This window comes from Lysinibacillus sp. SGAir0095, from assembly GCF_005491425.1.
Lineage (GTDB): Bacteria > Bacillota > Bacilli > Bacillales_A > Planococcaceae > Ureibacillus.
Genome location: NZ_CP028083.1, coordinates 3,393,521 through 3,410,661, shown reverse-complemented (window position 1 = coordinate 3,410,661; position 17,141 = coordinate 3,393,521). Strand labels below are relative to the sequence as shown.

Genomic DNA, 17,141 nt, shown 5'->3' with positions numbered 1-17,141 from the left:
CTTTCTCAATGATTATTTTTTACTAATCAATAAAGCTCGAAGTCTGTAATCTTCTTTTGCAACATGATCAAGAAGTATTTTTTCAATAAATCTTCTAAACCACAGTTCAGATTCAGATGATAGTTCTTCTGAGTAACTGACTTTTACAACACGATATTGCTCTTTCATATAGTTCCCTCCAGTCTTATTTTTGTATTCAGCTTTAACATGAAGGGAACTTTTTATACTTTATTTCTCTTTATCTGTGTTAGTAGTTTTCATATCTTCGAAATTAAGTGATAACTGGACATCATTAATTTCCTTCAATGAGTGATGATTTCTTGGCTTAATAACAGTGCTTGTTTCATAGCCGGGAATTTTCAGCTTCTTTATTATCTTGTTCATGTTTTTGTTCCTTTAGGTGGATGAACAATTTGATGATAGTTTTAGAAATACCAAATGTTTCACAATGTTCAAGACATTGCTGGTACCAATTAGTACTGATTTTATTTTCATCCTCCACGGAAGGGTTCCTCCTTTCTAGTTAGATGTTGTTATATAAATTAAATGCTCATAGTCTCAAGCGTTAATATCCTACTTCTAAGTTGAAAAGATTCTTATAGGTATAAGGGCTCATTTCAATATTTTATTAAAACAATTGATTAATAAGATTCATTTCCTCTTTCAAAAGATTGGGTGTTGTTTTATCTTCGTACCTTTGTGCTGATATTTTGGTTCTAAATAGGTTTAAAATAGAATTGTACAAGTATTATAAAACTGCTTACATTAACTTCATAAAATTCTTAGTGCAATAAACCTCGGTTAACTAACTTGCCCTTTGCTCAACTGATAAAACCTCTCCTCGATATTCATTTAGAAATTGCAGAAAAAATACACCATTTTTAAAAGACCTTCCAAATTAATATTATCCATTATTAATAATCCCTTTGATATCCATTAATATTACACATTCATACAATACAATCAGCAATTCTATAATCACCAATGAGTAATCTACTACAATATATTTAAAGTGAAAAGAAGTCTGAAAAAGGAAAAGTAAAATGTTATAATTAAGGTAAAAAATGACATGAAGAAGGTTTAGATATGGACAATCTTTTAGTACCTGATAGATTTGAAAAGTTAAAAGAGAACGCAGAAGGAAAATTAAATACAATAATAGTTGAAGTAAGTGATGCTCTAGATAAAATAGATGAAATATATGGAGATATGATAGCAGCTGACAGAGGTGCTTTCCTTATCGTTAGAGGAACTTCTGGTTCGGGAAAGTCAACATTTTTTAATACTATTAGTTTATTCAAGAAAAATGTATGTGTTGAAACGATAAATAACAATCAATCAATAGCAAAAATGTTAATGAATTTATCTTCTACTGACTCTGATATGAGAATAATTATACTTGAGGGCAGAGAAGCTTTGATAGGTCAACAAAATTCTGATATAGAAAAGGATTTACATGTAATTAATACATTTTTAAGATCAGATAAAGGTGAAAAAACTCTAATTGCTTGGTTATGCAATACTGATGAAATGAAAGATATTTTAATAAATATTGCAGATAGCATAGGGGGAGATGCCTTATTAGGTATTAATGAGCCTTTTTTCTATTTTAATGGTCCTAAAAAAGAAAACTATTTAGATATTGCTAAAAGAACAGTTCAGCTTCTGAACAATGGTGCCTCTTTAAGTGACATGGGAATAACAGATGAACAAGCTAAAGAATTGGCAACGAATTCTAATACAATTGGCCATTATTTTAGCTCTTTAAGACAACAACTTCTTATCAATACCCGTTCAGTAAAAAAACTAGTTGGTAATGAGCAATGTAAAATGTGGGTAGTTGTACTGGCTGGTAACGAACCTGAAAATGATGTTGCAGCATTAACAAGGGGTCAGTCGTCAGCTGCTGATATAGAAAGATTAATGGTATCAACAAATGCTAATATTGTTACAGATTTAAAAGATTATCCTGAAAAAATAGGACTACTCTCAAATGTCTTTGACTGTAAAATACTTTACATTCCAATTTTGACAGCCACTGCAATTGCAAGGGACTATGCTGATGAAGAACTGATTGAAAAAATGAAAGAAGTTGGTTTGCGAATTAAATCAGATAATACAGCAGAACAAAGGTTTAAAAACAGTGAATTGTATAATGCCATTATTGGAAATCCATCTGGTCCTAGAAGAAAAGGAAATAAAACAGGCAATAATAGTCGTACTGCTTTTGAGAAGCTAGCTAGAATTGCATCTACTAATGATAAAATATTGAACAGATCATTTGGAAATGCTATGAAGGATTTGGGTTTATTTTCTAGTTGTTTATTGGAACAGGATTTAGGTAATGGTTTGACACGAAGAACAGATATTTTATGTGAAAATTCACATGGTAAAATTAGAATTGAAATGATGTGGAGATCCCAAACAAGTAGAGCAGAAATAGCAAATTATACATTAACTAAGCTGTATAACTATGGAAAGGCAATTGGCTTTTTATCTTAGTAGTGTTGGTTATCTAATTTTTTATTGATAATATTTAGGGTGTTATACGGTTTGCAAAAATAAATTATAGTGGAGACTCCATTAGTATAATTTAGGAGGTTCCTTTTTATTTATATTAAGTAGTTTAATTAGAGAATAGAAAAAGTAGGGTGAAGGATAATGAATCAGTATAAACTTCTTGGGTGTCCTGATTGTAATAGCAATGTATGGACATTAATTAATGAAAAGACTTTTAAAGATCCTCGATACAATCTAATTACAGTACAATTACGGCAATGTGCTGGGTGTAACAGAAGATACAGAGTAGCAAAAAGTAGTAACCATACATTTTATTACAGTTAAAATTGATAAATTTCTCTCTTTAAATCGGTTGCCTTTGGTTGAAGAGTATTTTTAGGAAAAAAATGTTCATACTTAACTAAGTGTTTCAATGAAACTACCATCACTCTGGTTGCTACCAAATACATTGTGAGGTTCGTGATGTTGATGTTGAAGTAACTATGAAAGAAAGCCTAGAGATTCATATTGAATCTCTAGGCTTTAATTATTTTTTGGATAGAATAATTAGTTTTTAGAAAGTAATCACTGATGTTAATTTAATTCAATTTATTTCCACAATTGGTATATAGTATAGTTAAAATGAAAAAATAGAGTCAACAATATGATTACAAAATCAAAATTCATAATTTTTTATTATAGAAAGTTATAACTTTTCTAATCATGGTCGATTAATCAATAACGAATTAAGTCCGTTATATGCAAGACGGGGATGAAAATAAGCTAAACCGAATCCTCATGGTGAACGAATAACATTTATGAAGTATAAATAATACAAAGTATTATGATTGATAGTATCTAATTTTTCAAACTAGACTATAAGGGTTAAAGGTGATTTGAAATGAAAATTGAAAAAATAATTAATGAATTGCAAACACAAATTGCAGAAAAAAACGTAAACTTTTTAATCGGATCGGGGGCATCCGTGCCTTATTTCCCTTCCCTCGGAAATATTGAAAAAGTTTTGACTGAAAGACAGTATAATCCATCCGTTCGTCAATTAATCTATCTACATTACTTTACAGAGATAATTAATAAAAATTTCGATTTAATAAATGAAACTGTAAAATGTGAGTATTATGTAACAAAGAATTATCGCTTGTTCATAAAAGGCTTAGTAAACATTATGAACTATCGAAATGCAAGAATTTCTCCAAAACGAGCTAATATTTTCACTACCAATTATGATATGTTTTTTGAAAGAGCTACCGATCATGAACAAAGAAGTAATTCATCATTAATACTCAATGATGGAGGAAGTGGATATTTATTAAGGACACTTAGTTCAGAAAATTTCCATAAGACTGTATCACGTAATGGTGTATTTGACAACTATCACAAAGAATTGCCAACAATCAATTTAATTAAATGTCATGGTTCGGTAAATTGGGTTAATTCGTTTTTGGAGAACCAGCAAACTATTGAAATAAGAAATGATTTACAACTAATAAAGAAAATTAGAAATGCAGCGAATGAAATTAAATTAAAAGAAGATGATAAAAAATTAATTGAAGATTATCTTTGGGTAGAGGAATATGATGAACAACTTGATATGAAGATTCATGAAATTGCTGAAATTAATTTCAGCTCTTTAGATTTATTTTTTCAAGAATATAAAAGCCTTATGATTATCAATCCAGAGAAGAATAAATTCAAAAATACTGTTTTAGATGAGTACTATTACAGTATGTTACGTTTGTTAAGTTATGAATTAGAAAAGGATCAAACTATACTAATTGTTTTTGGTTTTTCATTTGCAGATGAACATATTAGAAACTTGGTTAAAAGGTCGTTTCATAATCCACAATTACGTATTTACATATTTGTTTATAAAAACGGCATGCGTAAAGAAATAATGCAATTACTAAATTGTCAGTATCAAAGCAATGTAGTTATTATTGAACCGACAGAGGAAATGCCTCCAATTGATTTATATCATTTCAGTAAGTTACTTTTTGAGGGGGCAAGAGAATGACAATTTCACTTGAGGTAGGGAGTGTTATAGAAGTAAGAGGAACAAGGGTAAAAGTTCAAGTGTATAAAGAATTGAATCACTCATCTTTTATCTATGAGGGCGAGGTAATTAATAATATTTCAGTAAATAGTTTTATTATAATTAAAAAAGGTTTATTAAAGTTAGTTGGTAAAATTGATGCTGAATATATTGAAGACTTAATAAATAATAAAAAAAGTCAAGAAAAAGATTATCGATATAACAAGGGTACAATTTCTAAATTACTTGAAGTTCAAATTCTAGGGTATCTCGATAAAAAATTCTTTAATAACGGAGTAAAACATTTACCTATGATTGGAAATCTTGTCTACATACCAAGGAGAGAAGAAATTTTAGATATCTATGCAGGAAATAGAACAAGTGGTAATAATAACAATGAGAACACCTTTTCCATAGGTAAGTCCATTCATGAAGATATCTCAGTTGATTTCCCTGTGAATTCTTTTTTTGCTTCCCATATGGGTATTTTTGGGAACACAGGAAGCGGAAAGTCTAACACGTTAACTAAATTATACTTTGAGTTATTTAAAACGGTTGGTGTTTCCTATATAAAAAGGGCTAGTTCATTTCACCTTATTGATTTTAACGGAGAATATGCTCATAAAGGTGTGTTTGGTTTAGAGCAAAATGAAGTAAGTATCGTCAATCTAAGTACAAATGAAGAACATGGTGAAGGCAGATTGAAAATTACTTCTGAATATTTTTATACACCGGAGGTATTATCTGTTTTGTTCAGTGCAAAAGAACAAACCCAAAAGCCCTTTATTAAAAGACTACTAAAACGTATGGAGAATGCAGAGGAAAATGGCTGGGGATTTAAAAACTATTTACCTAACTTATTCGCAAAATCTTTAGTACACTCATCAAAAGACGTATTTCAATATATTAAGGAGATAATTGACTATTTATCAGAGGATATTCAGGATGAGGGGCATAGTAGTTTTCTTGAGTTAATTAATGCAATCCAATGGCATACGCAGAATAATTACTATTTCATTAGTGGTGTAGGTTACTTTAATACTGTTGAGGATATAAAACATACTTATAGTTTTCAGACTGGGTTTGGTTATCTGGTTGAATGGTGTTCCAGAATAGATACTGGTATTGGTTGGTGTGATAATTTTATATTAAATGCTAAATTGCAATTAGTAAGTGATATGTTAAATCGATACGCACAATTTGATCATATAAACCCTCTAATACATAGAATTGAATCTAAAGTAAAGGAACTTGAACAAATAATAGAATTAACAGATCAAGAATCTATAGAAGAAATGCCTATAATGACAATCTATTCTTTCAGGGAATGTAGTTCTGATATAAAAAAGGTTATACCTTCTTTAATAGCTAAAATGCTCTTTGATACTCATAAAAAAGAAACCAAACAAGATAACATTGAAAAGACAATTCACCTAATTATAGATGAAGCCCATAATATTTTATCCAATCAATTAATGAATGAAGGAAAAGGATGGCATAGTTATCGTTTAGAATTATTTGAAGAAATGATAAAAGAGGGAAGGAAATTTGGATTTTTCCTAACTATCTGTAGTCAGCGTCCCTTTGATATTTCACCGACAATTATATCTCAAGTTCACAACTATTTTATTCATCGGCTAGTTAATAATAAAGATCTAGAAATGATTGATAATACGATTCCAACTTTAGACAGAGTTTCTAAAGCCGCAATTCCAACTTTAGCGAGTGGAACTTGTATAGTATCAGGTACAGCACTGTCAATGCCAGTATTTACACAAGTAGAACAAGTTTATGGAAAGGAAAAAAGACCAAATAGTGACAATATTGATCTTTGTAAATTGTGGATGTAGATTCAATCTGAATTAATATAATTATGAAAAAAGGAGAATACAATTAGAGGAAGGGTTAAATGCCAGCTAGAGACTATCTATTTCTAAGGTTACATGATTGGGTATTATCAGTGTTGTTATTGGAATTAAAACATTAAGTCGTTAAAATGATAACATATTGCTAACGCAATCAAATAAAAAATATAAAAATCCGTTAAAGATGTTACAATTCTTATTTTCTGAAATGTTGATATATCGCACTTTTGGATCATATAGTGAAAGATATTACACACTTTCACCTTACGGGCGGCATGATGTAATATTTATTTATATTATTTAATAAGGGCAATTGGAAAAGTTGATTGTTTTGAGATTATTTACACCCAAAATCATTTTACACAAATTTTACACATAGCTATTCCAAAACCTTATCAGAACAATACTTTGAAGGCTAAATCGACCCCGACCACCGGTATCTATTAAATCAATTTATTAAACGTCTATTTACAGTAATGTAGATAGACGTTTTTTTATTGGTTTTTGTACATGACAAAATTAGTTGAAGTTGGGATAAATGAACAATTTTGTGGTTCTATAATATTTGTTGGGGTTTTACTACAATTTGAAATAAAAAAAAGCACGTAATCACCGATTTCGATATACTTGAATTGTCGAGAAACAAGCAATGAAAGGTGATACGTGCATTATGAATTTTAACAGAAATATCCCAGGATTAAAAGGTGTAACTGTTCATAAGATTGAAGAGATCGGGGAGCGTATCGCTCTTTACGTTTCAATTCCGAAGAAAGAACATCAGTGTCCAGACTGTAATAAAATGACCTCTAAAATACATGATTATCGAATTCAAAAAATTAAACATTTAAAATGGTTTGAACGATTAACCATCCTTTTCTATAAACGTCGACGTTATGTATGTGAGTGCGGAAAACGCTTCTCGGAAAAATCTCCTTTCGTGGATAAGTATCAACGTTACTCAAAAGAATGGAATCAAGTTGTTGGAATCCGTTCAGTAAAGGCAAAGACATTTAAAGAAGCAGCAGAAGTCCTTGGAACATCCAGTTCGACGGTAATTCGTCGCTTTAAAAAGGTGGTAAAAGAGCAGCTAAATGAAGGGGTCCATTTACCAAAATGTATTGCGATTGATGAATATAAAGGAGATACAGATGCGGGGACCTATCAACTAATCATTGCCAACGCTGAAACGCACGAACCAATTGATATTTTACCGAATCGTAGAAAAGAAACGATTAAGGATTATCTAATGACATATGGATCAGATGTAGAAGTCGTCGTAATGGATATGAATCCAAGCTTTAAAGCAGCTGTTAAAAAAGCCTTAAATCGTCCTATCATTATTGCCGATCGATTCCATTATTGTCGTTATATTTATTGGGCTCTAGACGAGGTGCGTCGTAAAGTGCAGAAGGATTGGCATCCATACGATCGAAAAAAGTGCAAAAAAATGCGTCATGTCTTATATAAACGCTTTGATAAGTTAACGGAAAAGAATCGATGGTATTTAAATCGCTACACGGGAATGTCAAAGGAATTAAAGCAAGCATATGAACTAAAAGAAGCCTATTGTAAATGGTTTGATTGGGCAAAAACGACGAATGATATTGCAGAAGTGAAGAATAGATTAGAAGCTTATTACCGTAAGGTAGAAGAAGCAAATATCCCAGCATTTATAAAAGCCATTCAAACCTTTAAGAATTGGCAAGTAGAGATCTTAAATAGTTTTAGTTTTGGCTATTCAAATGGTTTTTTAGAAGGAATTAATAATAAATCGAAGGTAATGAAACGTAATGCTTATGGTTTTAGGAGCTTTAAGCATTTTAAAGCAAAGATTTTATTGAATGATTTATATAAAGAATTCGGTGTTCATTTAGGTTAATAGGGTGACGTGCAAAAACACATCACCCCAACATTTGACATAGAACCAATTTTGTGAGCATGTTCTTACTTAGTTACTTATCCTTATTTTTTCTAAAAAGGTAGGATTATTTTAAATTAAATGGAAAGACTATCTTTGTAGAAGGTACATAAATTTTTGAAAGACTAAAAGGAGATTACAATGCTCTCAAAGGTAATTTATCCGACACATCTATATTTTTTACTCATCTTGTCTACCGGCTTTATGGTCCATGTATTGTTCCATCCAATTATATTAACTTCATCTAAAAGGGACTCATGGGTTTCAGTAATATGCAGCTTTGTTCCATTGATGATATGGGCAATCATGATTTTTCGTTTGAATAAAAAGCTGGAGAATAAAAATATCTTTACCTTAATCAATTCCTTGCACCCATTTATCTCTAATTTTATAAAGATCTTATTGAGTCTGTATTTTATTTTCACTGCCTATATTACATGCAAATATACTGGATATTGGGCAAAAACAAATTATACTTTTCAAGTACCAGATATAATGATGCTTGTACCATTTATAGCACTTTGTTATTATGCATCACTTAAAGGAATTAAAACGATTTCTGCTATTTCGATATTTCTATTACCACTGGTTATTGTCTTTGGGATAGTTGTAGGAATGGGGAATATGAAAGTTAAAGATTATAGTATGCTACTGCCTATTTTTGAGAACGGGTATAAGGAGTTATTTATCGGAATTATGTATTCTTGTGCTAGTTTCTTTGAAATAATCTACTTACTTTTTTTTACACCATTTCTTAAGAATCGTATTAGAATAAAAACATTTTTGCCAGTAACGGTACTTATTTTCTGGTTATCCCTTGGACCCCTGGTTGCAGCCATTGCGATGTTTGGTGCGGAAGAAGCTTCAAAGATGAAAGTTCCCGCATATGAACAGTGGAAAGTTTTAACTTTGGGTAACAATATCACTCGACTTGATTTCTTATCTATATTTCAGTGGTTTTCTGGAGCCTTTATACGAGTAAGTATCAGTATGTTTATAGTATCTCAGCTTTTTAGTCATAAAAAAAATATCTGGATTCTAAGTTTAATTTATATATTATTAACTATCGGTGTTATCCTTCCTTGGAATTTTGAGTCTTTTTTTTCATTTATATATAACATCTTTTTTCCAGTGAGCCTAATCTTTTTTATTTTTACTTTTTTTCTGCTATTCCTCCTTAGTAAGAAGAAAGGTGATATTTCATGAATCAATTGGACTTATCCTCATGGTTTCATAACGTATCCGACATTGTCCAAATTACGAAATCGCAGAAAGGAAAGTATGCTACTCATAAACTTACATTCTTGTATTGTTCAAATTTAGTTGATACCAATGCGATAAATGAGACGATACTCCCTAAAATTACAGAAGAGATAGCAATGGAACAAACTTTTAAAAGCGAGAGTTTAAGCGGACTTTTGGGAGTTTCTGAACTCTCCAAAGAAGAAAATTTAAAAAATGAAATCGAAAAAAGACTTTTTTCTGGAGATTTAATCATTATTGACGAGCAATCCACTGCTGTTTATTCCATTCCAGTTACCAATGCTCCTAAGAGAAGTCCAGAGGAATCGAATTTAGAAACTTCCGTTAGAGGACCAAGAGATGGATTTGTGGAAAATATCTCGGATAATATGGCATTAATACGACAGAGATTGAAAACATCTTCATTAAAAAGTAAGGAGTTTACAATAGGAGAAAGAAGTAAAACAAAAATAATACTACTTTATATGGAGGATATACTAAATCCAACTATTTTAGATGAAGTACAAAACCGATTAGAATCTATAAACATAGATGTTTTAAATAGTAGCTATCAGTTAGAAGAAATGCTTTATGATCAAAAATACTCAATTTTCCCATTAATGGATTATATAGGAAGGCCTGACTATGTTGTAGATTCCTTAAATCAAGGTCGTTTTGCTATACTTGTTGATGGAAATCCCAGCTGTTTGATTGGTCCTACAAGCATGGTTCAGTTAATGCTATCTCCAGAAGATACAAACAATAGTTTTTTTTATATCAGCTTTGTTAGGTTATTAAGGTTGATCGCATTGGTGACAACTATCTTTTTACCGGGTTTTTTCGTTGCTTTAATTACTTACCAAACCGAACAAATACCATATACATGGCTCGCCACCATTTCCATGACAAGAGTAGGACTTCCTCTAAGCGGTGCAGCAGAAGCTTTTATTATGATAACTTTATTCGAACTGTTTAAAGAAGCAGGTTTACGGCTACCTAAAGCAGTTGGACAAACTGTCGCTGTATTGGGCGGATTAATAATCGGTGATGCTGCTATTCGAGCTGGTTTAACTTCCCCAGCCATGCTTGTTGTTATCTCGATTACGGTGATTTCTGGTTATACGTTAATTAACCAAAACATTGGAGGGAATGTTCTTCTTCTTCGTTATTTTGTCCTGATTTTTTGTTCCAGTATGGGGTTATATGGTTTTTTCCTTTCTTTTTTTCTCATTATTACTTTTTTATTTGCTCTCGAAAGTTTTGGACAGTCCTATGTTTCTTTTTTCACCAATCCAAAACTCGTGAATATAGCAAAAGTAATGTTGAAGTTCCCATCTACCTTATTGAAAAAAAGGAACCCTGCCTATCATCCGAAAGATAAAACTAGGCAAAAGGAGTAATTTGAATGAGGAACATTGTACTTTTCATAATTTTCTCAAGCTTATTGTTGCTTTTATCGGGTTGTTGGGGGGCAAAGAGGCTTGAGGGACAAGTATATATTACTGCTCTTGGATTTGATTATAAGGAAGGTGAATTCCAAGTATATTATCAGGGATTAAATTTCGGGAACATCGCCAGACAAGAAGGCGCACCAGTAGAAGATCTGCCTATTTTAATTGGAAAATCAAAAGGTGAAAATTTGCACATGGCATTTGCTTCATTAGAAGAAATAAGCGCCATGCCTCTAAATCTGGGTCATGTCCAGACAATTATCTTAAGTGAAAGCATCATAAAAGAAAAAATGGATGAAGTTGTAGATGTAGTAGGGCACTCCCCTTTTCTAAGATATAACTTGTATTTATTCGGTACAAAGGGAGATATGGAAGAAATTTTGCAATCACAGAGTTTTTTCAATTTTCCTCAGATATATTCAATTCTTCATCGACCAGATGAATTAATCAAACAAAATTATTCACTACCAGACCTTAGGTATAATCAATTTATTTCTCGCTATTATCTAGCTGTTGGCACAATATTGATTCCATCTTTAAACGTAGATAGTAGTCATTTTAAAGAAGATAAGGCCAAAAATATTGCAAATATTAATGGGGAATATTTGCTATCTCAAAAGCAATATAAGGGTTGGTTAAGTAAAAAGGATATTAGTGGGATAAGGTGGTTCTCTGAAGATGCTTCAAATATAACTATTCGGGCAGGAACTAGAAATATTGCGGTAAGAATCTATAAAGCTAAGTCAAAAATTTCCGTTTTAAATGGTGATGAACCTTCATACAAGATTTTAATAAAAGGAGATGCGACTTTACTACAAAATCTTGAGAAGGAGAACTATAGTGATGCAGAAAAAGAACTAAACAAAGTGATAGAAAATGAAATAATATCAACCATTAAAGCAGGGGATGCTCTAAATACAGATGTCTTGAATATAAGTGAAAATGCCTACAAATTTCATTTAAACAAATGGGATAGCGATACAATTAATAATATTGATATAAATTCGGTAAAAGAGGTAAAGGTCGATATCAAGATAATCGAATCTGGGAATTACAAATGATATTTAGGAGCACAGAAACGGTAACAAATTAAAGCAGTCCGCTTAACTTTACCTGTCATTTATACATGCATAATAAAATCAATACTTTACCAGTATTTTTAACCCACTCTCAGATCATGAAATATTACTTATAATCAATTACATTTGAACAAAGAAAACTAACTGTCTGAAAATGTCTCTACAATTTGTAGAGGCTTTTTTTTAGCTTTTCCGTTATTGCTTTTCAATGAGAAATAGTAAGAAAAGTATTATTAGAATTGTTACGAATCACTGTGAATTTTTGAATCAACTCTTTCTTATAGAATAGAAAATATGCTCTTTGGACTACTGTTATTTTCTGTTTTATATCGAGCAGAGCACTATTGTAGAAGAAAATACCTACTACAAGTTATAATTAAATATAAATTTACTAAACAAAGAGAGATTCTTCATATGGTCATTAAATCAAATAGTAATTTGAGCACACAAATATTAGATGTTACATCTGTTTTAGCAGCACTAGAGTCAAACTTAGCCATGATAGAATTTAATTTAAATAAAGAAGTTATCTGGGTAAATGAAAATTTTGCAAAGACACTTGGATATACAGTTGGTGAAATGAGTAATATGAAGCATCAACAATTTTGTACTGTTGAATTTAGAAATAGCAGAGAATATGAAGAATTATGGGGAAATCTTGAAAGTGGAAAAAAGTTTCAAGAAAAAATTCAAAGGGTTGGTAAATCGGGAAATATTCTTTGGCTTGAGGCTAACTACATACCAATATTAAATGAAGAGGGGAGAGTTGAGGCTGTCCTTAAAATTGCAACAGATATAACAGAAAGAGAAAATAAAACAGTCAAAATCATCTCTCAATTAAGAGAAATGCCAATCGAGTTAGTAGACTTGGTTGTTGAAAATTCCAATAATAAAATGCGTGCTGTTAAATCATTAAAGCAAGAGACTGGCTTAATAATTGAAATTACAAAGACCATACGCAAGATTTCCATGCAAACAAATGTATTGGCGTTAAATGCAGCTATCGAAGCAGCGCGTGTAGGAGAACAAGGGCAAGGTTTTAAAGTAGTAGCTGATGAAGTAAGAAGATTAGCAGGAAATGTTGATGATGCTATTGGAAATGTAAATACAAATGTAGAAAATATTTCAAAAGAAGTAGATCGAGTTAGTAAAATAACTGATGAGTTACAAAGGATAATATTAGATACCCAATTGGAATTTAAAAGAGTAATTAAGGAATTTGAAAATATGGGTTAAATAAAAGTTAGTACATTTTTTAATAAGTCTGTCCTTTTGAAAAAAAAGTTTCAGCTAGAAAAACTTAGAAAGCTGTAAATTTAAGCCTATCATCATTCAAAAGAATATTTCTCCTCATTCCGGTTAATCTAAGATTGGCTATGGTTGTGATGCTTGTTGTCAAACATCCTATTAAGGATTGGGACATTGAGTATTACAACAGTAATTGTATAATAGCCAAAAAACGATACTTATACGGAGGGGTAATTATGGTTAAAAATTCGCGTCCAGATAGTAAGAGAAAAATTAAAGAGCAGCCTAAAGTTCCAGATGAACAAAGACGAAATAAAGGATCATCTACTGCTCGCCATAAAAATTAAACCTTCTTATAAGTAAAGAGGCAGGGGCGAGTAGCTTACCCTGCCTTAATAGATTTAAGTTCCAAATCTCACCCTGTAATATCCCGTCGTTTATACCCAATAATACCAATAGCCGAGATAATCACCGCGATTCCTACTAATGTAATCATTGGCGCCCATGTCAATTTTTCTATAGGCAGCTGTGGGATATGACCAAATGGTGAAAGATTTCCAAACCAATCGTCCAACTGGAATAAGCCCCCCATATACAAAACGATGAAGGTATAAAATACATAGAGCCAGATGAAACTAGTGAATCTTGGTAGATAGCCAATAAATAAAACAGCTACACTTATCATGACAAGTAGGGCTGGATAATAGACTAATCCCATTCCGTAAACCTTTCTAAATGAAAGTGACACATCTAGGACAGCCAAACTTGCGAACCACATTCCGATTGAGGCAACTGAGAGCATGACAAAACCATTGATAATTGAAATGACTAGATAGCTTCCCAAAAGCTTTGTGCGGGAAATAGCCCTTACAAGTAAATGTTCGATTCGTCCCTTTTTTTCTTCTCCATACAGTTTATTCATGGACATTACTGCTGGAATAGATGCAATAATAGCTGAAATCATCATAATCATGGACATAAATTGCTCAGTAAAGGTATGGCTTTTTGATGATGAGAGCATTTGCTTCATTAAATCGTTTCCTTCAAAAAAGGAATCCAAATCACCTAATACCGAGCCGTAGGACACTCCTATTAAAAACATTCCAACTGCCCAAGATATGATCCCTGTGCGCTGTAACCGTAATCCTAAGCCGATTGGACTTTGTAGTAACGCTGAAGCGTGTTTTCTTCCAGGCTTTGATGGCAGTAATCCCGATTCTAAATCGCGACTTGCATTTAAATAGCTTGCCAGGAAAAATAAAATAAGGGATATCCCTATCATTAATCCAATTGGCCACCAATTATTGGAGCCATAAACTTCTGCTTTCGATAACCATCCAAGAGGGGAGAACCAGCTTAAAGCTGGATTACTTACATCTCCAATCCCACGTACAATATAAGAAATAAGCAGGATAGCGATGGAAAATCCAATTGTCCCACGTGAACTTTCACAAAGTTGAGCAAAAAAGGCTGTTACACCAGCAAAAAATATGCCGGTTGCCCCTAATGCTACTCCGTATAATACAGAACCCTCTAAATCCATGCTCTCGAGATTTAGTGCATATAGTCCAAATCCAATTAGAAGCGCTAATAGAATATGAACGCCTGTGTAAACAAATAATGCGGCATTTAAACTTGAAAGTCGACCAACTGGTAAGGACCGTATCAATTCGATCCGACCGTTTTCCTCCTCTTCGCGAGTATGGCGTGTTACAAGTAAAATACTCATTAAGGCAACAACGACTGCTGTCATGAGCAGCATTTGATGTGCAGTCATTACACCAAGGGTATAGTGGGTTAAATCATGTGTTCCTACCATGGCAATCATAGCCGGGTTTTTCATGGTTTGTGCCATGATATCGCGTTGGGCTTGTGTTCCATATAACTCGGTAAATGCTACGGGTACTATGAAAGTAAAAAAACCAATACCGATAAGCCATACCGGAATACGAAATCGATCGCGTCTCAGAATTAATCGAGATAAAATCCCCGTCCGTTTAAAAATTATATCAGCCATTAGAATTTCCTCCATGGTTTTGCTTTCGTAAGTCATTGTTTTCATAATGACGCATAAATAAATCTTCCAAGGTTGGTGGGGTACTTTCTAATTTTACAATGCCAAATTGACTTATATGTTTAATGACTAAATCTAATTGCTCAGTATCTACTTGGAAAGAAATTGCACCCTTCTTTTCATCAATAGCGTGTATTCCTTTTATTTCATGTAATTGAGTAATCGACTCTTTTGTTTCCACTGAGAGATTCAGGCGAGTTAAATGGCGTAGCTCACTTAAAGAGCCAGTTTCTATGATTTGACCATGGCGAATAATGCCAACGCGGTCGCATAGCTGCTCGACCTCAGATAAAATATGACTCGATAAGAGGATACTTTTTCCTGCTTCTTTTGCATCTTTTACACATTGTTGAAAAACCTGTTCCATCAATGGATCCAATCCAGAAGTAGGCTCATCTAGGATATAAAGGTCTGCATCAGATGAAAAAGCTGCCACAAGGGCTACCTTTTGTCTGTTACCTTTTGAATAGGTCCGACACTTTTTAGATGGATCTAAATCAAAAAGTTGGATAAGTTCATCGCGTTTGCTTTTATGATTTCCTCCTCGTAGCTTAACAAACAAATCAATCACTTCACCGCCAGTCAAATTTGGCCATAAATTCACGTCTCCTGGTACATAGGCTATGCGTTTATGAAGTTCCACTGCATCCGACCAGGCATCTTTGCCGAAGATTCGGACTTCACCAGCAGTAGCTTTTAAAATACCAAGCAATATCCGAATCGTTGTTGATTTACCCGCACCATTTGGACCAATAAATCCAAAGACTTCACCTTTGTTCACTTCAAAATTCACATTATCTAATGCAGTAAACTTACCAAACTTTTTTGTTAAATCATTGATTTGCAGAACGCTCATTTTGTCCCTCCTTATTTTGGTAATAAAGCATTTTAAGAATGTCTAGCAACTCATAAAACTCTTCCCAATAAGTGTCAAAATTTATGGTTGTTAAGTTATGATTTTTCAATTTGGCGATTAGCTCATTTTGATAGCCATCAATTGACCATTGGATTAGCTTGAACGCCTTTTCTGTATCGATATCTTTTCGAAATAAGGTTTTATCAATCCCATCATACAAAAGAGAGATACGACTATTCATCATCTGTTCGTAACGGTTTTTGAAGCTGTCAGAAATACCAGTATTATCATTTAAAAAGAGATTTCCTAAAAATATTAATACATTCGGATGTGTTAGATGAAATTCAGTTTTGGCATGAGCGATTTGTTTTAAACGTTCAATAAAATCGGATTCTTTCCTATCAACCTGCTCAATTAATTTTGTATTGGCAAGGTCAAAGCTGTAGTTAATCAGATAGTTAAAGAGCTCCTCTTTATTTTGAAAATAGTAAAAAAGCATTCCTTTGCCAATTCTCGCGTTTTTTACAATCTGATTTGTAGAAGCTTTTTCAAATCCATTTTGAGCAAACTCATCTAGTGCGGCATTAATAATGCGTTGTTGTTTTTCGTGATTGAGGTTAAGAAATGTATGATTAATTTCTCACCACCCCCTGTTTAGAGTATATTAATTTTTTTCTAAATTAGACCATAGTGGTCGATTCTAGAGTAACAGAAAATATTTCCATTGTGAAGAGTGGAAGTGGTTATTATGAATAAATATAGTCTACAAATGGTGAATAGAGCTAAGAATTGATAAATCAAAATCTGCGCCTTTGTTTCCTTTATTATGAAGTAAGACAAGTCACACGGGTTTACA

Annotated in this window: 13 protein-coding genes; 8 read left to right on the top strand and 5 right to left on the bottom strand. The window is 32.4% G+C overall.

The genetic code is table 11. The features are described 5' to 3' along the window. Window positions 1-12: 12 nt before the first annotated feature. Both C1N55_RS20605 and C1N55_RS20600 read right to left on the bottom strand, forming a co-directional pair. Entirely contained in the window at window positions 13-168 is a 156-nt protein-coding gene (locus C1N55_RS20605) for a hypothetical protein (protein WP_168193887.1), read from the bottom strand. A 60-nt stretch (window positions 169-228) separates the two neighbouring features. After that, window positions 229-384, bottom strand: coding sequence for a hypothetical protein (locus C1N55_RS20600; RefSeq protein ID WP_168193886.1), 156 nt, complete (start codon window positions 382-384; stop codon window positions 229-231). A gap of 702 nt (window positions 385-1,086) precedes the next feature. Here C1N55_RS20600 and C1N55_RS16840 point away from each other — a divergent pair. The 8 genes from C1N55_RS16840 to C1N55_RS20960 all read left to right on the top strand — a co-directional run bounded on the left by C1N55_RS16840 (window position 1,087) and on the right by C1N55_RS20960 (window position 13,343). After that, entirely contained in the window at window positions 1,087-2,502 is a 1,416-nt protein-coding gene (locus tag C1N55_RS16840; protein ID WP_137729892.1) for a hypothetical protein, read from the top strand. An 898-nt stretch (window positions 2,503-3,400) separates the two neighbouring features. After that, window positions 3,401-4,534, top strand: coding sequence for an SIR2 family protein (locus tag C1N55_RS16835; protein ID WP_137729891.1), 1,134 nt, complete (start codon window positions 3,401-3,403; stop codon window positions 4,532-4,534). Then, on the top strand, window positions 4,531-6,402 hold the full coding sequence (locus C1N55_RS16830; RefSeq protein WP_137729890.1) for an ATP-binding protein: 1,872 nt from the start codon (window positions 4,531-4,533) through the stop codon (window positions 6,400-6,402). Before C1N55_RS16835 ends, C1N55_RS16830 begins: the two co-directional genes overlap by 4 nt. 685 nt (window positions 6,403-7,087) lie before the next feature. Continuing rightward, entirely contained in the window at window positions 7,088-8,296 is a 1,209-nt protein-coding gene (locus C1N55_RS16825; protein WP_137727947.1) for an ISL3 family transposase, read from the top strand. 180 nt (window positions 8,297-8,476) lie between these two features. After that, window positions 8,477-9,541, top strand: a complete 1,065-nt coding sequence (locus tag C1N55_RS16820; protein ID WP_137729889.1) for an endospore germination permease — start codon at window positions 8,477-8,479, stop codon at window positions 9,539-9,541. Next, window positions 9,538-10,977 (top strand): spore germination protein, encoded by a 1,440-nt coding sequence (locus C1N55_RS16815; protein ID WP_137729888.1) that lies wholly within the window; start codon window positions 9,538-9,540, stop codon window positions 10,975-10,977. Before C1N55_RS16820 ends, C1N55_RS16815 begins: the two co-directional genes overlap by 4 nt. Before the next feature lie 5 nt (window positions 10,978-10,982). Continuing rightward, entirely contained in the window at window positions 10,983-12,089 is a 1,107-nt protein-coding gene (locus tag C1N55_RS16810) for a Ger(x)C family spore germination protein (protein ID WP_137729887.1), read from the top strand. Between the two features lie 432 nt (window positions 12,090-12,521). After that, on the top strand, window positions 12,522-13,343 hold the full coding sequence (locus C1N55_RS20960; RefSeq protein WP_137729886.1) for a methyl-accepting chemotaxis protein: 822 nt from the start codon (window positions 12,522-12,524) through the stop codon (window positions 13,341-13,343). A gap of 427 nt (window positions 13,344-13,770) precedes the next feature. Here C1N55_RS20960 and C1N55_RS16800 read toward each other — a convergent pair whose 3' ends face one another. The 3 genes from C1N55_RS16800 to C1N55_RS16790 are packed head-to-tail and all read right to left on the bottom strand — an operon-like array spanning window position 13,771 to window position 16,874. Then, window positions 13,771-15,372, bottom strand: coding sequence for an ABC transporter permease (locus C1N55_RS16800; protein WP_137729885.1), 1,602 nt, complete (start codon window positions 15,370-15,372; stop codon window positions 13,771-13,773). Then, on the bottom strand, window positions 15,365-16,285 hold the full coding sequence (locus C1N55_RS16795) for an ABC transporter ATP-binding protein (RefSeq protein WP_137729884.1): 921 nt from the start codon (window positions 16,283-16,285) through the stop codon (window positions 15,365-15,367). The genes C1N55_RS16800 and C1N55_RS16795 overlap by 8 nt, the downstream gene beginning before the upstream one ends. Continuing rightward, window positions 16,263-16,874 (bottom strand): TetR/AcrR family transcriptional regulator, encoded by a 612-nt coding sequence (locus C1N55_RS16790; protein ID WP_255502547.1) that lies wholly within the window; start codon window positions 16,872-16,874, stop codon window positions 16,263-16,265. The genes C1N55_RS16795 and C1N55_RS16790 overlap by 23 nt, the downstream gene beginning before the upstream one ends. Between the last annotated feature and the right edge of the window lie 267 nt (window positions 16,875-17,141).

Bases quoted from the DNA above. Each gene is read 5' to 3' on its own strand.
- C1N55_RS20605 (WP_168193887.1), bottom strand. From the start codon at position 168: ATGAAAGAGCAATATCGTGTTGTAAAAGTCAGTTACTCAGAAGAACTA.
- C1N55_RS16810 (WP_137729887.1), top strand. From the start codon at position 10,983: ATGAGGAACATTGTACTTTTCATAATTTTCTCAAGCTTATTGTTGCTT.
- C1N55_RS16795 (WP_137729884.1), bottom strand. From the start codon at position 16,285: ATGAGCGTTCTGCAAATCAATGATTTAACAAAAAAGTTTGGTAAGTTT.
- C1N55_RS16820 (WP_137729889.1), top strand. From the start codon at position 8,477: ATGCTCTCAAAGGTAATTTATCCGACACATCTATATTTTTTACTCATC.
- C1N55_RS20960 (WP_137729886.1), top strand. From the start codon at position 12,522: ATGGTCATTAAATCAAATAGTAATTTGAGCACACAAATATTAGATGTT.
- C1N55_RS16825 (WP_137727947.1), top strand. From the start codon at position 7,088: ATGAATTTTAACAGAAATATCCCAGGATTAAAAGGTGTAACTGTTCAT.
- C1N55_RS20600 (WP_168193886.1), bottom strand. From the start codon at position 384: ATGAACAAGATAATAAAGAAGCTGAAAATTCCCGGCTATGAAACAAGC.
- C1N55_RS16840 (WP_137729892.1), top strand. From the start codon at position 1,087: ATGGACAATCTTTTAGTACCTGATAGATTTGAAAAGTTAAAAGAGAAC.
- C1N55_RS16835 (WP_137729891.1), top strand. From the start codon at position 3,401: ATGAAAATTGAAAAAATAATTAATGAATTGCAAACACAAATTGCAGAA.
- C1N55_RS16815 (WP_137729888.1), top strand. From the start codon at position 9,538: ATGAATCAATTGGACTTATCCTCATGGTTTCATAACGTATCCGACATT.
- C1N55_RS16800 (WP_137729885.1), bottom strand. From the start codon at position 15,372: ATGGCTGATATAATTTTTAAACGGACGGGGATTTTATCTCGATTAATT.
- C1N55_RS16830 (WP_137729890.1), top strand. From the start codon at position 4,531: ATGACAATTTCACTTGAGGTAGGGAGTGTTATAGAAGTAAGAGGAACA.